15 protein-coding genes and 1 other RNA gene are annotated in these 16,981 nt (G+C 49.5%); 15 read left to right on the plus strand and 1 reads right to left on the minus strand.

Annotated features, from left to right (window positions below):
* Window positions 1-2: 2 nt before the first annotated feature.
* Genes MHB80_RS01185 through MHB80_RS01195 form a run of 3 tightly spaced genes read left to right on the plus strand, consistent with a single transcriptional unit; the run spans window position 3 to window position 3,464 of the window.
* The gene (locus MHB80_RS01185; protein WP_341280468.1) at window positions 3-1,400 is read left to right on the plus strand and encodes an MBOAT family O-acyltransferase; all 1,398 of its coding nucleotides are present in this window, start codon (window positions 3-5) and stop codon (window positions 1,398-1,400) included.
* A gap of 12 nt (window positions 1,401-1,412) precedes the next feature.
* The gene (locus MHB80_RS01190) at window positions 1,413-2,033 is read left to right on the plus strand and encodes a YdcF family protein (RefSeq protein WP_341280469.1); all 621 of its coding nucleotides are present in this window, start codon (window positions 1,413-1,415) and stop codon (window positions 2,031-2,033) included.
* A 51-nt stretch (window positions 2,034-2,084) separates the two neighbouring features.
* Window positions 2,085-3,464 carry an extracellular solute-binding protein gene (locus tag MHB80_RS01195; RefSeq protein WP_341280470.1) on the plus strand — a complete coding sequence of 460 codons (1,380 nt, stop codon included), beginning with the start codon at window positions 2,085-2,087 and terminating at the stop codon, window positions 3,462-3,464.
* 54 nt (window positions 3,465-3,518) lie between these two features.
* On the opposite strand, the gene MHB80_RS01200 is transcribed toward MHB80_RS01195, so the two are convergent.
* Window positions 3,519-4,652, minus strand: coding sequence for a S8 family peptidase (locus MHB80_RS01200; protein ID WP_341280471.1), 1,134 nt, complete (start codon window positions 4,650-4,652; stop codon window positions 3,519-3,521).
* Window positions 4,653-5,063: 411 nt separating this feature from the next.
* Between MHB80_RS01200 and rpoE the strand changes: the two genes are divergently transcribed.
* The 12 genes from rpoE (at window position 5,064) to recR (ending at window position 16,895) form a co-directional block, all read left to right on the plus strand.
* Entirely contained in the window at window positions 5,064-5,630 is a 567-nt protein-coding gene (gene rpoE / locus MHB80_RS01205) for a DNA-directed RNA polymerase subunit delta (protein ID WP_341280472.1), read from the plus strand.
* Between the two features lie 399 nt (window positions 5,631-6,029).
* A complete protein-coding gene (locus MHB80_RS01210; RefSeq protein ID WP_341280473.1) occupies window positions 6,030-7,634 on the plus strand; it encodes a CTP synthase in 1,605 nt (534 codons plus the stop codon).
* A 139-nt stretch (window positions 7,635-7,773) separates the two neighbouring features.
* Window positions 7,774-8,169, plus strand: coding sequence for a response regulator (locus MHB80_RS01215; protein WP_046229561.1), 396 nt, complete (start codon window positions 7,774-7,776; stop codon window positions 8,167-8,169).
* 418 nt (window positions 8,170-8,587) lie between these two features.
* On the plus strand, window positions 8,588-9,847 hold the full coding sequence (locus MHB80_RS01220) for a UDP-N-acetylglucosamine 1-carboxyvinyltransferase (RefSeq protein ID WP_341282824.1): 1,260 nt from the start codon (window positions 8,588-8,590) through the stop codon (window positions 9,845-9,847).
* Window positions 9,848-9,977: 130 nt separating this feature from the next.
* Window positions 9,978-11,345, plus strand: a complete 1,368-nt coding sequence (rho, locus tag MHB80_RS01225) for a transcription termination factor Rho (protein ID WP_341280474.1) — start codon at window positions 9,978-9,980, stop codon at window positions 11,343-11,345.
* Window positions 11,346-11,367: 22 nt separating this feature from the next.
* Entirely contained in the window at window positions 11,368-12,624 is a 1,257-nt protein-coding gene (locus MHB80_RS01230) for a radical SAM protein (RefSeq protein ID WP_341280475.1), read from the plus strand.
* A 241-nt stretch (window positions 12,625-12,865) separates the two neighbouring features.
* The gene (rpmE, locus tag MHB80_RS01235) at window positions 12,866-13,063 is read left to right on the plus strand and encodes a 50S ribosomal protein L31 (protein ID WP_046229556.1); all 198 of its coding nucleotides are present in this window, start codon (window positions 12,866-12,868) and stop codon (window positions 13,061-13,063) included.
* Window positions 13,064-13,149: 86 nt separating this feature from the next.
* On the plus strand, window positions 13,150-13,560 hold the full coding sequence (locus MHB80_RS01240) for a hypothetical protein (RefSeq protein WP_341280476.1): 411 nt from the start codon (window positions 13,150-13,152) through the stop codon (window positions 13,558-13,560).
* A 134-nt stretch (window positions 13,561-13,694) separates the two neighbouring features.
* An RNA gene (ffs, locus tag MHB80_RS01245) (signal recognition particle sRNA large type) lies at window positions 13,695-13,962 on the plus strand.
* Between the two features lie 168 nt (window positions 13,963-14,130).
* Window positions 14,131-15,918, plus strand: a complete 1,788-nt coding sequence (gene dnaX, locus MHB80_RS01250) for a DNA polymerase III subunit gamma/tau (protein WP_341280477.1) — start codon at window positions 14,131-14,133, stop codon at window positions 15,916-15,918.
* A 22-nt stretch (window positions 15,919-15,940) separates the two neighbouring features.
* Window positions 15,941-16,252, plus strand: a complete 312-nt coding sequence (locus MHB80_RS01255; protein ID WP_056037661.1) for a YbaB/EbfC family nucleoid-associated protein — start codon at window positions 15,941-15,943, stop codon at window positions 16,250-16,252.
* 43 nt (window positions 16,253-16,295) lie between these two features.
* Window positions 16,296-16,895 carry a recombination mediator RecR gene (gene recR, locus MHB80_RS01260; RefSeq protein ID WP_046229552.1) on the plus strand — a complete coding sequence of 200 codons (600 nt, stop codon included), beginning with the start codon at window positions 16,296-16,298 and terminating at the stop codon, window positions 16,893-16,895.
* Window positions 16,896-16,981: the final 86 nt, after the last annotated feature.

Raw genomic sequence — 16,981 nt, forward strand, 5'->3', positions numbered from 1 at the left:
AAATGATATTTTCAAGCTGGGAGTATCTGCTGTTTTTTGCCGTAATGCTTATCCTGTTATCTACTATTAAAATACATGCGCTGAAAAAAGCGGTTTTGCTGATCGGCAGCTATTATTTTTACAGCGTATGGGATTACCGTTTCGTCCTGCTCGTGCTGGTGATGACGCTTATTAACCATGTGAGTGCCGTGTCGATTGACCGGGCTGCAGAGGCTGCGGTGCGTAAGCGCTGGCTTATATTCAGCGTCATTGCCAATCTCGCAATTCTTGGCTTCTTCAAATATTTTAATTTTTTCATAGATTCGGCAAATGGCTTGCTGGATCAGTTTGGCATGACGTTTCCGCTGCTGTCAATCGTGCTGCCTGTGGGGATCTCGTTTATTACGTTCGAGGTGATGAGCTACACGATCGATGTGTACAAGCGCGACATCAAGCCTTCGTCCATTTGGGACTTTTCGCTGTTAATCGTGTTTTTTCCGCATTTGATCGCAGGGCCGATTCTCAAACCGCGGCATTTTCTGCCGCAAATGGCCCGTGACATCGTCATCAAGCGCAGCAACCTGATTGAAGGCGGACAAATATTCATCTTTGGTCTGGTCAAAAAGATTATTATCGCCGATCATATGGCGATGTTTGTCGATCCGGTATTTGCAAGTCCCGGCGAATATTCGCCACTTACCGTATGGCTCGCAGTTATTGCGTATGCGGTGCAAATCTATTGTGATTTTTCTGGCTACTCCGATATGGCGATCGGTTCGGCAAAATGCATGGGCATCGACATTCCGCGCAACTTCAATATGCCGTACCTGTCCCGCAGTGTCACAGAATTTTGGCGGCGCTGGCATATTTCGCTGTCGTCTTGGCTCCGAGAATATTTGTATTTCTCTCTTGGCGGCAATCGCAAAGGGCCTATTCGTGCCAATATCAATCTCATCCTCGTAATGCTGCTTGGCGGCCTATGGCATGGAGCAAGCTGGAATTTCGTATTATGGGGGCTGCTGCATGGGCTTGCCCTCGTCATTCATAAGCTTTATTTCAACCATGTGCTTAAAAAACAGGAAATCAACCACTGGTTATACCGAACCGCTGCGTGGGCGCTTACGTTTGTATTTGTCTGCGTCACCTGGGTATTTTTCCGCTCGCAAAGCTTTGAGCATTCCTTATTGGTGCTGCGCAAAATGTTCCTCATCGACACCGGCGGCCTGATGTGGTTCTATCCTTACTTGGGCTTCGTGCTTGTGCTTGTTTTGGCCGGCCATATGGTGGGCGTAAGGCTCAAGACGTATCCAAGCGTCAATCTGACGACCTTTAGGGGATTGTTTATTTTATTTTTCGTGCTGCTCGCACTCCTATTGCTTATGCCTACAGCCTCCACACCATTTATTTATTTTCAGTTTTAAGGGGGACGAGGCGTGAATCGGCAATGGAGTCGAAGGAAACGTATCACCTTGTGGACGCTGGGCATGCTGCTCGTTCTGCTGGCGGTTGCTGTATGGCGCGCCGGGTACTTTTTGGCGGTTGCGTCGAACGCTTCCGCCTCGCAGGCGATTATTGTATTGAGCGGCGAGGAGGGGCGGCTGGCGAAGGGGCTGGAAATTTATCAGCAATATGAAGCGGAAGCACTCATTATTTCCAACGCAAACGACCATTATATTCAAGAGGAGCTTCGCCTTGCTGTTTTGCCACCAAGCGGGGTTTATTTGGAGACGCAGGCGCGAAGCACGAAAGAAAATGCGGCTTACGTAAGGACGCTTATGGATCAGCATGGGCTCCGCTCCGCTATCGTGGTCACTTCTGATTTTCATATGCGCCGGGCGAGATATCTTTTTGGGCAAACGTTTGAGGATGGGGATTTCCGGCTCACCTACGCCAGTTACGAAAGCCCGCAGTTTAACGCTGCCAAATGGTGGAGCAGTAAAACTAGCCTGATGATTACCGGAAATGAATATATCAAGCTGGGCGGAAATTGGCTCGGTATCGATGGGAAGGAGGCCAAACGCCTGCTTAAACGCTTGAATAAAGCTGTATTCTGAATGGGATAACGACAGCTGCAGCCAGAATGATTTTACAATGGGGGTTTTGTGATGAAAAAGATGTGGGTGGCCCTTGCGCTGCTTGTGCTTGCGATAGGGAGCTATCTGGCATTTGGCCAAACGAAGCAGCAAGGTGCCTCTCCGGAAGCGTCTCCAGTAAAGCCTGCGGAAAAAATCAGCTTGTCCTTCTGGACATATTATGGCGGCTGGGAGGATACCATCAAGGCATTTAACGACCTGCATCCAGAGGTTGCAATTAAGGTGACAGAGGTTACCTACGCTGATCAGGTTGAAAAATATACCGAAGCGCTTGCCTCAGGCAGCGTTCCAGATATCATTATGCTCGATAGCGCCGCCTTTCCGAACTTTGGGGACAGCGACAAGCTGGAAAATTTGCTCGACGCTCCTTACAATGCTGGCGCATATAAGGCTGGCTTCAGCCAGTCGCTGTGGGACAGCAACCTTTCCTTCGACGGAAAGCGCCTTATCGGCTGGCCGCTCTCCTCATCGCCAAAGGTGACCTACTATCGTGAGGATATTTTGAGGAAATACGGCTTCCCTACCGATCCGGAAAAGCTGGCGACGTATATGGATGATCCAGATAACTGGGTCAAGATGAACAACACGCTGCAAAAAAAGGGCGTTCGGATTACGCAGTGGTACGGCGAGACAATCAATCTGTTTGCCAGCGCCCAGAGGACGGGCTTGGTTAATAATAACAATCAGTTCGCTTACAATAATGATACCTTCGAGCAGGCGATTGCGCTGACGCAGCGTTTGAAGGAGCATTTGCCCGGCGTCAACATCTGGGAGGATTCAGGTGAAGAGGCTGTTCGGGATGGCAAGCTGGCTATGGTGTACCTAGGTATCTGGGGAGACTCAGTTCTGGAGCAGTGGGCACCGAAAACGGCAGGCAAGTGGCGGCAAACCCGTCTGCCGCTGAAATTGAACGGCTGGGAGAACAGTTCGGTATTTCTACTGCCTTCCGGCGGCAAGCATAAGGAGATGGCCTGGACGTTCATGAATTACGTCGTAACCGATCATGCGAAATACGGTCTTGGCAATGCGGTTCCGGCCTATGCTCCCGTGCTGGCCAAAAGCAGTCAAAAACCTGAGCCCTCAACATTTTTAGGGGGGCAAATCGTTTATCCGCTTAATGTAGAGCTCGCGAGCAAAATGCATGAGCGCAAATACACAGCGCTGAATATTGACACGCAGAAGCTGTGGAACGAGCAGCTCGCCAAAGGCATTGAGAAGGGTTGGAAGCCGAAGACCATCCTGGATCAGGCTGAAAAAGAAATCAATCGCAGGCTTGCTGACCTAGCAAGCAAAGTTGGTGCTACAGCACCGGCAGCAGATGCAGCAGGCCATGCATCAACTGATGCCGCTGCAGCGTCTGAGGGAGCCTCCAGCGCGGCAGCGAAGCCTTAAAGGGTGCAAGGTGCCGCAGCTGAGCGGAAAGGCTGGAATGAAAAGCCGCTGACCTCATCGGTCGGCGGCTTGCAGCATGCGCATAATATCAAGCTCCCCGATGAGCCGCTGGGCTTTGCTTCCCCGCAACGGCTGGTTGGATCGCTTGAGTATCCATTTAATGTCGGCGGGCGATAAGCCCGGTTTATAGGCGAGCAGCAGCGCAATAGCGCCACTGACATGAGAGGTTGCCATGGAGGTGCCGCTCATCTCATGGTATTTGCCGCGCAGCCATGAGGAGACGATTTTATCGCCTGGGGCGTAAATATCGATATGGGTACCGCGATTGGTGAAAGGGGCGACACGCCTAAGGCGGGTAGTAGCGCCCACCGAAATCGTTTGCGGATAACGTGCTGGATAATCAACCGAGCGTCGTTTGCCGTCGTTGCCTGATGAAGCGACTACTATAATGCCTGCGTTATATGCATTGGTAATGGCGGTAAGCAGCGCTTTGCTGCGGGTTTTCATTCCGAAGCTCATATTGATAATATTAACCCGGTTTCTCACGCACCAGTCGATGCCGAGTATGATGTCCGAGACGAAGGCGCTGCCGTTGTGGTCGAACGCTTTCACGGGGTAGATTTGTGCGCGCGGAGCGATGCCAATCATGCCCTGCAGCTGATTGGCTGCAGCAATGGTTCCGGCAATATGGGTGCCATGTCCATTGTCATCATGGGGAAGCATGCTGCGGTTCAGCAAATTTATGCCGCGCGACAGCGACTGGCGCAGGTCGGGATGGCTGAAATCGACGCCGGTATCAATGACGCCAATTTTAATGCGATGGCCGGTAGTCATGCCCCAGGCTTGCGGAGCCTTGACATGCTGGACGCCCCAAGGAATTCCTTTTTCGGACATTGAGGATTTGGGTGTAGCGGCATGAACGGTAATGCGTCGATCATCCTCACTCCATACCCCTGTGGAGAATCGGGCGAGGGTTTCTTCGACAGGCAGACGACAGGAAATAGCGCGTATGATGGGCAGCTGTTTGACGGTTTTAAGCGCAGTCTTGCCATCAGGCAGCTCCGACCAGTCTTTTATAAACCGCTGGTACTCGCTCTGCTGGTAAAAACGGATAATGCGCTTTGGTGTCGTCTGCTCCGAGCCTGCCATCGCGCCTTGCAACCAATGGAGAAAAACGGTAGTGTCCAAATTTCGCGTCCCCTCCCGACGGACGATGCTGAGCTATTGTATGATAGAGGGGAGCAAGCTGCATGAGCCACTTGCCTTTTTTGATATAATTAGGCGTGAAACCGTGTCAAAATGCACGGTCGCACATAGGATGATGTAAGAGTTCTATGGGGCTCTTACCTCTCCGGAACGTTAGCGGCTAGCGCGGCCCGGATGGATACAGTCAGAGCGAAGGGATTCCTTCGCTTTTTATCATGTTGTACAAGCTGCGGAGAGCGGTTCAAACCGCTCTAGCGCTAATAAATTCATTATCATGGTGCGAGCTTTGTGGACAAGTCCCACAATGGAAAGGCTGACGCTTGCTTTTTTGAAAGAAATAGGTTTTACTATAGTTTGATAATGAATGAAGATGGCAAGAGAGGATGTGTCCATATGAGCGGCAGCAACATCACTTTGAAGCTGGACCCTGAGCGGATTAAGGAAATGCCAATGGTTGATTTGGCATTTGAATTTCTTAAGACAACGAATAAGCCGTATTACTACCGTGATCTCATGATGGAGATTGCTAAAATACGCGGATTGTCAACCGATGGGATTAATCAAGTTATTGCACAAGTATATACTGAAATTAATATTGACGGCCGTTTCGCTTGCGTCGGCACAAATATGTGGGGACTTAAGCGCTGGTATCCAGTAGAGCGCAACGAAGACCCGATTTCCAACGCCAAACGCTCCAGAATCATTAACGACGACGACGATCTCGATGATGAAGATCTGTTCGCGGATGAGGAAGAGGAAACTTACGCAGCGGACGAAGAGGACTACGATGTTTATGATGAAGATCGTGAGTTCGAGGAAGCTGAAGAAGAAGCCGAAGCAGACGAAGAAACCGGAATCGAAGGCGAAGAGCTGGTAGATGATGATTCGGATGAGGAACTGGAAGAAGGCGAGGAAGCGGAAGATTTTGAAGAAGATGAAGAGGAAGAGGGCAGCAAGTAAGTCCTTGTTCACCCATGAATCGTTTAGGCTTGAAATATAACAATGGATAAGAAGGTCTCTTATTCTGGCCGCTTCTATTTCAGAGTGGAACGCTCGTTGCCGCCAAGTACGACAGGCAGCGCCGTTTATACTTGACAGGTTGTATACGTCAGAGTAAACTATTGCATGGGCTTTAGATTCGGTTAAGACAACCGCTTAATAATACGCCAAACGAAAAGTGCCCCGTACTCTACGGGTGTCACTTTTTTTGTTTGTACAAGAACATGTTCGGCGACGGAAGGCTTTGGCTTTTCGTTTGATGATACAGATAAACCGCTGTGGCGCGAAAGCGCCTATGTTTATTGGATAGATTGGGAATCCTATAGGAATACACACTAGAGCTTGGAGGGTATTGGCACAGTGACAAAATATATTTTCGTAACCGGAGGCGTGGTCTCTTCCTTGGGTAAAGGGATTACAGCCGCATCGCTTGGTCGATTGTTGAAGAACAGAGGCCTCAAAGTAACGATTCAAAAGTTTGACCCGTACATTAACGTAGACCCGGGAACGATGAGCCCTTATCAGCATGGTGAAGTGTTTGTAACCGATGATGGCGCAGAGACGGATCTTGACCTTGGCCACTACGAGCGTTTCATCGATATCAACCTGTCCAAAAACAGCAATGTAACGACAGGAAAAATTTATTCCAACGTTATTACCAAAGAGCGCCGTGGCGACTATTTGGGTGGAACGGTGCAGGTTATTCCGCATATTACAAATGAAATCAAGGATCGTGTATTCCGCGCAGGCAAAGAATCGGCTTCCGATGTTGTCATTACGGAGATCGGCGGAACGGTTGGCGATATCGAGAGTTTGCCATTCTTGGAAGCTATTCGTCAAATCAAAAGCGATATTGGCCGTGACAATGTAATGTACATTCACGTGACGCTGATTCCATTCATTAAAGCGGCTGGCGAAGTGAAAACGAAGCCGACTCAGCACAGTGTAAAAGAGCTTCGCAGCATCGGCATCCAGCCGAACGTAATCGTATGCCGTACGGAGCATGCGATGGCGGAGGACCTGAAGCACAAAATCGCCTTGTTCTGCGATATTGATGCTAATGCAGTTGTGGAATGCCGTGACGCTTCCACATTGTATGAAGTGCCTTTGATGCTTCGCGAGCAAGGCTTGGACGATATTGTCGTCAACCACTTGAAGCTCGGCACGAACGAGCCGGATATGACGGAGTGGACAAGCCTCGTACAGCGCGTGAAGTCGCTGCACAAAACAACAGAGATCGCGATTGTTGGTAAATACGTGGCGTTGCATGATGCTTACCTAAGCATCGTGGAATCCCTTGCTCATGCAGGTATCGATGCTGATTCCGAAGTGAAAATCCGTTGGGTAAATGCGGAAGAATTGACGGATAGCAATGTGGCAGATCGCTTGCAGGGCGTTCACGGCATTCTCGTGCCGGGCGGCTTTGGCGATCGTGGTATTGAAGGCAAAGTTATTGCCATTCGCCATGCCCGCGAACAGCAAGTGCCGTTTTTCGGTATTTGTCTTGGCATGCAAGTGGCTGTTATTGAATATGCACGTCATGTTGTTGGCCTTGATGGCGCCAACAGCTCGGAGATTAACCCATCGACGCCATACCCTGTCATTGACCTGCTGCCTGAGCAGAAGGACATTGAAGACATGGGCGGCACGATGCGTCTTGGCCTATATCCTTGTAAGCTTATTCCAGGCTCGCTCGCTGCTGCAGAATATGGCGATGAGCTGGTATATGAGCGTCACCGTCACCGGTACGAGTTCAATAATGAATTCCGCGAGCAAGTGGAAGCAGCTGGCTTGACCATTTCGGGAACTTCCCCGGATGGCAGACTAGTAGAAGTGGTGGAAATGAAGGATCATCCTTGGTTCCTAGCCGTTCAATTTCACCCGGAATTCACTTCAAGACCTAATCGTCCTCAGAAGCTGTTCCGCGGATTTGTCCGCGCGGCGCTTGCGTTTTCGGAGAGATAGTGTATTCGTAACATAAATGTATAAACCGTCCAATTTTTTTCCTGGAGCAGAAGGATATTCCGACTTGATCCGCGAATATATTAACGATGATGGAAGAGCAGGCCAATTGTTGTCGCTCTGTCGTAGGAGGTATTATATTTTGGAACAAAAGAAGCTATTAATAGTGGACGATCAGAATGGAATCCGTGTGCTTTTGATGGAAGTGTTCAGCAGTGAGGGTTATGCGACTTTTCAAGCATCCAACGGCAAGCTTGCCTTGGAAATTGTGAAGAAGGAAAGCCCTGATTTGGTGCTGCTTGACATGAAGATTCCCGGTATGGACGGTTTAGAAATTTTAAAGCATGTGAAAGCCATTAATAAAGACATAAAAGTCATTATGATGACGGCTTATGGTGAGCTGGATATGATTAAGGAAGCGACCGATCTCGGAGCCTTGATGCATTTCACCAAGCCGTTTGATATTGATGAAATGCGAATAGCGGTGAACATGCAGCTAGATGGCGGTTCCAGCAGTCGATTCGCGATAGGGTCCTGATTAGCGGGCCCTTTTTTATTATTCTATTATTGGAGTCTTGGCAAAAGAGCTTTACCATTCCTATCGCCATTATGGTATAATGGCTCAGAATCAAGCTGTTCATTTGTCTATCGCATTAGGTATTGGTAAAATAAATGTAAACACAGAGAACCATGTGGCTTGCAGCTCTGCAATTCTCGAAAATGATGTCGGCGAATGGACAAGGTTTTCATCCATGGAGATACCTGTCTCCTGCTCGCTTTGCAAAGCAAGCTGTATTTCAAGAGAAAATCCGCTTGTTCGGAAGTAACAATCAAGCGTAACAACAGGAGCACGGGATGACGAACCGCCTTCTAACAGTGTGCATGCGGCGGCGTGTGCTCGCTGTGGCGGTTTTTCCTTTGTTCTCTTTCGATACAACGGGAGGACTACAAAATTGATGGAGAAATTGATGATACGCGGCGGACGTCCGCTGCAAGGAACGGTCCAAATCAGCGGTGCTAAAAATAGCGCTGTAGCGTTGGTTCCCGCTGCAATACTGGCGGAGTCCGAGGTTGTGCTGGACAATTTGCCTCATTTGAGTGATGTTGCTGTTTATAGCGAAATTTTGCAAGATCTTGGTGCGGTCATTGACTGGCAAGGCGATATGATGCGCATTGATCCTTCTAATCTTAAAGCGAGACCTATGCCCAATGGCAAGGTTAAGCTGCTTCGTGCTTCCTACTATTTGATGGGAGCGATGCTGGGACGCTTTGGAGAAGCTGTTATTGGCTTGCCTGGCGGCTGCAATTTTGAGCCAAGACCTATCGATCAGCATATTAAAGGCTTTGAAGCGCTTGGCGCAACCGTAACGAATGAGCATGGCTCGATGCGCATATCTGCCAAGGAGCTGCGGGGAGCGAAAATTTATCTTGATGTGGTAAGTGTAGGAGCAACAATCAACATTATGCTTGCGGCCTCTCGGGCCAAAGGCTCTACTTTAATAGAAAACGCGGCAAAAGAGCCTGAAATTATAGATGTAGCTACTCTTCTCAATGCCATGGGCGCAAAAATTAAAGGGGCCGGCACGGAAACCATTCGGATTGAAGGAGTGGATAGCCTGCACGGCTGCCGCCACTCCATTATTCCTGACCGCATTCAAGCCGGAACCTACATGATTATCGCCGCGGCAACGCGCGGAGATGTCACGATTGACAATGTCATCCCGAAGCATATGGAAGCTATGACGGCGAAGCTGGAAGAAATGGGCGTTACCGTATACGAAATGGATGAGTCTATCCGCATCGTGGGCGCTCCAAAGTACAATGCTATTGATGTTAAAGCATTGGTTTATCCAGGCTTTGCTACCGATTTGCAGTCCCCTATGACGAGCTTGCTGACGCAAGCGAGCGGCGTAAGTATTTTAACCGACTATGTATACAGCAATCGTTTCAAGCATGTCCCTGAACTTGCGCGCATGGGCGCGGGCATTCGTGTTGAAGGAAGATCAGCCATTATTGAAGGCGGCCCGCTTAACGCCGCTAAGGTTCGAGCAGCAGATCTGCGTGCAGGCGCGGCGCTTGTCATTGCTGGCTTGACCGTACCGGAAGGCATTACCGAAATAAGCGGCGTCGAATATATTGACCGTGGCTACGATCATTTGGTTGATAATTTGCGAAGACTGGGCGCCGATGTGTGGCGTGAGACGGAAACCTTCTAAATTGCAGGCAGACCTGAGCTTGGCGCTGGTCCATAGGGATGAGGAATAACCGGCGCCAACTATGGTATATACTGATAGATCGGACTATAGCGGTATGCTGTACCATAAAACTGAATAAAGTGGTGAGAACATGACAGATCTTCAGATCGCCGATCTGGAAGAGTTGAAGCTGACGGATTTGTATAAGCTGGCGAAGCAGTATCAAATTCCGTATTATGGCCAACTCAAGAAGAAGGAATTGATTTTCGCAATATTGCGGGCTCAGGCTGAGAAAAGCGGCTTGATGTTCATGCAGGGCGTCTTGGAAATTTTGCCGGAAGGCTTCGGCTTTCTTAGGCCTATCAACTATTTGCCAAGCAAAGAGGATATTTATATTTCGGCTTCCCAAATTCGCAAGTTCGATCTTCGTACAGGCGATCTAGTATCCGGCAAATGCCGGCTTCCGAAAGATTCGGAGAAATACTTTGGTTTGCTGCAAGTAAATGCAGTTAATGGGACGAGTCCTGAACTCGCAGCTGAACGGTTACATTTTCCCGCATTGACTCCTCTTTTTCCACAGAAAAAACTGGTGCTTGAGACGGCATCCTCTAAACTTTCCACACGAATTATGGATTTAATTGCGCCTGTTGGACTTGGCCAGCGTGGACTCATTGTTGCACCTCCGAAAGTCGGCAAAACGTTGCTTCTCAAAGAGATTGCCAACAGCATTTCTACCAATCATCCTGAGATTGAGCTGTTCGTATTGCTTATTGATGAACGACCTGAGGAAGTTACAGATATGCAGCGTTCGGTTAAGGGCGAAGTCATCGCTTCTACTTTTGATGAAGTGCCGGAAAATCATATTAAGGTAACAGAGCTTGTCTTGGAGAGAGCGCTGCGACTGGTGGAGCACAAGAAGGATGTTGTTATTTTGATGGATAGCATTACGCGTCTGGCGCGTGCCTACAATTTGGTAGTGCCGCCATCCGGCCGTACGCTGAGCGGTGGTATCGACCCTGCTGCATTCCATCGTCCGAAGCGGTTTTTTGGTGCGGCGCGGAATGTGGAAGAGGGCGGAAGCTTGACGATCCTTGCGACAGCGCTTGTGGAGACAGGCTCGCGTATGGATGACATCATTTATGAAGAATTTAAAAGTACAGGCAATATGGAGCTGCATTTGGACAGAAAACTGGCTGAACGCCGTATTTTCCCAGCGCTGGATATCCGCAGATCGGGTACGCGCCGAGAAGAAATGCTCCTGACGCAAGAAGAGCTGGAGAAGCTATGGGTGGTTCGTAAAAATATGAACGATTCGATTGAGTTCGTTGACGGCTTCCTCAAAAAGCTGAAAAACAGCGAAACGAATAGTGAATTTCTCTTGTCGCTCGATTCCATGCCTGAGACGAAGCCGCCGCAGCGCAGCAGCGGAATCAAAAGCAGCAGTACTAGTTCGTCGTCATCATCAACGCCAGCGGCGGGCCGCCGTTCGGCAGCCCCTCGCACGACGCATAGCTCTTAGCGCTGCCTGAAAGGAGAACATCATGAATCTTGTATATGCTGATGAACAAGGAAATGTCTTTGATCATCCTCACTATATAGCCTTAGGCCGCAGCGGCGATATGATTGTCGAAATGATGGAGGACGAGCTCATTCCGTTGCCGGAAGGGGCGACGCTTGTAAGCTTGCCATTTACGAAGGCAGTGGGCCTGAACCCGGATACGGGCGAAATGCAGCTGCTTCCAGGCAATAAGCAGGCGGTTGGCGCGCTTTTGCCACAAGGCTTTACGCGGCTTGCCCTGCCAGGCTATGTCAAAGCAGACAAAAACGAAAAATTGCCTTTATTCGGTTATACGGCAGTCGTATGGAAAAACAATGGCTTCTACGTTGCAGCAGAGCAATCCGATAATCCGGAGCGCTGGGATCCGCTGAATTGCGACCGTGATGAGGTAAAGCAGCAAGTTGAACGCATTACGTCTAAATATCCGGAAAATCGTCTATATAAGCATTTGTCGAACTGTGCACTTGGCTATGAATGCTTGACGTCGTCTAATACTTTCCTGCAACGCTGGGAAGGAGCGGTTCCGGTTTCGTATTCGTGTAATGCAGGATGCTTTGGATGTATTTCTGAACAGCCGGACGACAGCGGCTTTGTTGCTCCGCAAACACGGATGAATTTCAAGCCGACAGTGGATGAAGTGACTGAGATTATGCTGGAGCATCTTCGCCATGAAGATTCCATCATCAGCTTCGGGCAAGGCTGCGAAGGCGAGCCTTCTACGCAGGTGCGGATTATTGTCGACGCGATGCGCCGGGTAAGAAACCAGACATCACTTGGCTACATTAACATTAATACGAACGCTGGACTGACGGATCACATTCGTGCAATTGTCGATGCGGGCCTCAATCTGATGCGTGTCAGCACCATCAGTGCGCTTGATGACCATTACAATGCCTATTACAAGCCGCGTGGCTATACGCTCGCCAATGTAGAGAAGTCGTTGAAATATGCGACAGACAAGGGCGTATATACGTCGATTAACTATTTGATTTTCCCTGGTGTGACGGATCGTGAGGAAGAGATGGAGGCGATGATCGGCTTTGTTAAGCGGACTGGACTCAAGCTCATCCAAATGCGGAACCTGAACATTGACCCGGAAAGCTATTTATCCTTAATCCCGCCGCCGCAAGGCGAGATTTATGGGATGAAGCAGATGCTGGAAATTTTCCGTGATGAGCTGCCAGATGTCGTTATTGGCTCGTTCACCCATGTTCCGCCTGCGAGCTTAATTCAATCTTAATGCCCTAGAAGGAGCAGATTGTCCAGTAATGGGCAGCTCCTTCTTTTGAAATATAGGAAAGCATATGATTTCTCCATACTTTCTCTATATTTCTCGGACTGAAACGTGCCGCGCCGCCGAAGGACGGCGACAATCGTTTCACCTTGTGTTTTACAACATGGACTGGGCTATGCTATAATGCAGAGATGTATGACTTAATTCTGGGCCCGCCTGTGGCTCAGGGCAGAAAGAGGTGAAAGAGATGAAACAAGCTATTCATCCGACATACCATATCACTACAGCAACTTGCGCTTGTGGTAACACTTTCGAGACTGGTTCCATTAAACCGAACCTTCGTGTAGAGATTTGTTCCCAATGCCACCCATTCTATACGGGTAAGCAGAAGTTCCTGGATGTGGGCGGCCGCGTCGATCGTTTCAAAAAGAAATACGGCATCTAATTGCTGTGATGTCTATTTTGTCTATATTTGGCAGAATACAAGAACCTCCCTTAGCCATTCTAATGGTTATAAGGGAGGTTTTTTTGATGAGATGGAGCATATTGCTTTCAAAAAGCTCGCGTATGCTGTTATTGGCAGGTGTCCTGCTGCTGGCAGCGACAAGTGCTGCCGGCTGTGGCCAGCCTGATCATAAGCAGCAGATGCAATCCTATGGCCATGACGGTTATATGGGGCTGTCTAACAGCAACCCAAACATACCGAATAAGCATTCGTATTTAAATTACGGCTCAGACGGCAAGTTTGTTGGCGAGTTGATCAAGAAGATGGATGGTGTCCATAAAAGCTGGATTCATTTCAATGGGGAGCATCTGGTCGTTCATTTGACCGCCAAACCAGGCATGACCGATGCGCAGGTGAAGCAGCTTCAGCATAAAGCAGAGGAAACTTTGCAATATAATATGCCGCGGTATGAGGTGCGGGTAAAAACGAGTCGGTAACGCCCGGTTTTATGTGGAAAGGTCCTTCCCTTTATGGGAAGGCCATGACGCTCACGCTTGCTGAAAAGCAGCATATCATGTCTTGTCTCCAGAAAAGTTGCGCTTTGTAACATTATCAGCTATACTTATTTTTGCCGTGCTAGATGGGGAGTTAGCGGTGCCCTGTAACTCGCAATCCGCTTTAGCGAGGTTGAATTCCTGTTTGAGGTTATGTCTATGCGGGGTTTGGCGCTTGCGAGCAGTGTTGACAGTTGGGTCCTCCGCAATGGACGCTTGTGAACTCGGTCAGGTCCGGAAGGAAGCAGCCGTAAGTAAGTTAGTTCATGTGCCGGGGGAGTGCCTGGCTCGAGCTGTGGTGCAAGAGTGCCGCCTGGGTTACATTAATCAAGGACAGGTGCACGGTATTAAAGTTTTATATTTCGGATGTTCACAGACACCGGCGACGCTTTTCGATGAACTCGAATGGTGCTGCGGGTGTTTTTTGTTTGGCTTGAGGCTTTGATCATGTATAATAAGAGATAGAGTATTTTTGCAGAATTCCTGTAAGGAAACAAGAAGGGAACGGTCCATGTGACTCATATTGCCTTGTACCGTGCCTGGCGTCCCCAGACGTTTCGGGACATGGTGGGACAACAGCATATTGTGCAGACGCTGCAAAATGCGATAAAAGAGGATCGCGTTTCGCATGCCTATTTGTTCAACGGTCCCCGTGGGACGGGGAAGACGACGACAGCTAAGGTATTGGCGAAAGCAGTCAATTGTGAAGCTGGCCCGGCAGTGGAGCCCTGCAATGAATGCGACGCATGCCGCGGTATTACAGCTGGTCATATTATGGATGTCGTGGAGATTGATGCTGCCTCCAATCGGGGCATCGACGAAATTCGCGATATACGGGATAAGGTGCGCTACGCCCCATCTGAAGTGCGCTATAAAGTGTACATTATTGATGAGGTACACATGCTTACTTCAGAGGCGTTCAATGCTTTGCTCAAAACATTGGAAGAGCCGCCTGCACATGTTATCTTTATATTAGCAACAACAGAGCCGCATAAGCTTCCTGCAACGATTATTTCCCGCTGCCAGCGTTTTGATTTTCGGCAGGTATCGCTTGCAGAGCAGTCGGAACGGCTTCATGAGATTTGTAAGGAAGAAGGCATTAGCGCCGAAGAGGATGCGATTGCTTATATTGCAAGGCTGTCGGAAGGCGGCATGCGTGACGCCATCAGCCTACTGGAGCAGGTAGCGGCTTTCGGAGGCGGAAGCATTACACTGGATGGTGCTGTCGATGTAACGGGCGGGATGGCGGCCGACCAGTTCTATGAACTGGCGGAAGCGGTTCGCGATCGTGATGTTGGCGCTGTAATGCCGCTTGTCGAAAGCCTGACGCAAGCGGGCAAGAGCGCGGATAAATGCATGGAGAACCTGATTTATTATTTCAGGGATTTGCTTGTGCTTAAGCTTGCTCCGCAAGGCGGAGCAGCAACGGAACGCGTCGTTGACGCGGACCGTTTCCGGGCAATGGCGGATGCTTTTACGCCGGATCGCTTGTTTCGCATGATTGATACGCTGAACAGCTATCAATCGGAAATGAAGCATGCTGCTCAGTCGCAGACGCTGTTCGAGGTCGCTCTGATGAAAATTTGCACCATCGGCGATAGCCGTGAAGGCGCGTCTGCGGGGGATGCTGCCCAGCCATCTGGCGCGTCTGCGAGTTCTTCCGCAGAGGTGGGTCGTCTGCGCCAGCAAGTGGAGCAGCTCGAACGCAAGCTGGAGCAGCTGTTGCAAAATGGCGTTCCGGCTGTTGGTGGAGGTGCGTCTGCCAGCGGTGCAGCAGCCCGGACTGGGGCAAATGGCAATCGTCCTGCCTTTAATAACCGCAGCGGTGGTTCTAACTCTGTGTCTGTTCGCACGTCAGTTAAGCTGGGGCCGTATTTATCCGCTGCTGGCAGCAGTGAAACGGGGCAAGTCCGCATGAAGTGGAGCGAGCTGCTTCAGCGGGTGAAGGAAACCAAAATCACCGTCCATGCGTGGTTGATGGATGGTGAGCCGGTATCGGTCGTGGACGGTACTGTGTTGGTTGCTTTCAAAAACACGATGCACCGAGAAACAACGGAGAAGCCGACGCATAAAGAAATTATTGAGCGGGTTCTGCAAAGCGTGTTCGGGGAGCCGCTTCAGCTTGCAACGGTTATGATTAAAGAATGGCAGTCTGCAACCGATAGTGGCTCAGGTACGCCGGACGAAGCGTTTGAGCTGCAATCGGATATGCCGGACGCAGCGCCAGCCCAGCCTAAATGGGTGGAGGAAGCGGTAAAGCTGTTTGGCGAAGAGCTTGTCGTTGTGAAAGATGATTTTTAACTATAAATAAGAGGTGATTACAATGAACAATATGAATCAAATGATGAAGCAAGTGAAGAAGATGCAAGAGCAAATGATGAAAGCACAGGAAGAGCTTGTCCACAAAACCGTTGAAGGCACAGCAGGCGGCGGCGTAGTTAACGTTACTGTAAACGGCCACAAAAAAGTTCTTGATATTACAATTAAACCGGAAGCGGTAGATCCGGAAGATGTAGAAATGCTGCAGGACTTGATTATTACAGCTGTAAACGATGCCCTTTCAAAAGTGGACGATGTTGCGAACCAGGACATGGGTAAATTTACAGGTGGCATGAAAATCCCGGGCTTGTTCTAAAAATAAGCCACTGCTCGTTCTGATTTGAAAGGAGCTACACCTGTTGCATTATCCCGAACCGATAGCGAAGTTGATTGATAGTTTCACCAGGTTGCCGGGTATTGGACCGAAAACAGCTGCGAGACTGGCTTTTTATGTGCTGCGCATGAAGGAAGATGATGTCATTGATTTTGCTAAAGCGCTCGTAAGCGTGAAACGCAATCTGACTTATTGCTCCATCTGCTGCAACATAACCGATACGGACCCTTGCCGTATTTGCCAGGATAAGCTCAGGGACAACTCCGTCATTTGCGTCGTACAGGAATCGAAAGATTTGGTGGCGATGGAACGGACGAAGGAGTTCATGGGGCATTATCACGTGCTGCAAGGGGCGATCTCTCCTATGGAGGGAATCGGTCCGGATCAGATTAAAATTGCCGAGCTGCTGCGCCGCCTCAGTGATGAGCGAGTGCAGGAACTTATTCTGGCGACTAATCCGAATGTCGAAGGAGAAGCGACCGCGATGTATATATCGAGGCTTGTGAAACCTTTTGGCATACGGGTCACGCGAATTGCTCACGGCTTGCCGGTTGGTGGCGATTTGGAATATGCCGATGAAGTTACGCTGTCCAAAGCATTGGAAGGCCGCAGAGAGCTGGGCTAAAGATAGGCAAAGCTGTTCTTATCGTTCAAAACGATAGGGGCAGCTTTTTTATATGAAGCATGTAAGGGTATGAGAGAATAACGTAC

The organism is Paenibacillus sp. FSL H8-0537 (assembly GCF_038051995.1).
GTDB lineage: Bacteria > Bacillota > Bacilli > Paenibacillales > Paenibacillaceae > Pristimantibacillus.

Bases quoted from the DNA above. Each gene is read 5' to 3' on its own strand.
- MHB80_RS01185 (WP_341280468.1), top strand. From the start codon at position 3: ATGATATTTTCAAGCTGGGAGTATCTGCTGTTTTTTGCCGTAATGCTT.
- MHB80_RS01195 (WP_341280470.1), top strand. From the start codon at position 2,085: ATGAAAAAGATGTGGGTGGCCCTTGCGCTGCTTGTGCTTGCGATAGGG.
- rpoE (WP_341280472.1), top strand. From the start codon at position 5,064: ATGAGCGGCAGCAACATCACTTTGAAGCTGGACCCTGAGCGGATTAAG.
- MHB80_RS01220 (WP_341282824.1), top strand. From the start codon at position 8,588: ATGGAGAAATTGATGATACGCGGCGGACGTCCGCTGCAAGGAACGGTC.
- rho (WP_341280474.1), top strand. From the start codon at position 9,978: ATGACAGATCTTCAGATCGCCGATCTGGAAGAGTTGAAGCTGACGGAT.
- MHB80_RS01230 (WP_341280475.1), top strand. From the start codon at position 11,368: ATGAATCTTGTATATGCTGATGAACAAGGAAATGTCTTTGATCATCCT.
- rpmE (WP_046229556.1), top strand. From the start codon at position 12,866: ATGAAACAAGCTATTCATCCGACATACCATATCACTACAGCAACTTGC.
- MHB80_RS01240 (WP_341280476.1), top strand. From the start codon at position 13,150: ATGAGATGGAGCATATTGCTTTCAAAAAGCTCGCGTATGCTGTTATTG.
- MHB80_RS01255 (WP_056037661.1), top strand. From the start codon at position 15,941: ATGAACAATATGAATCAAATGATGAAGCAAGTGAAGAAGATGCAAGAG.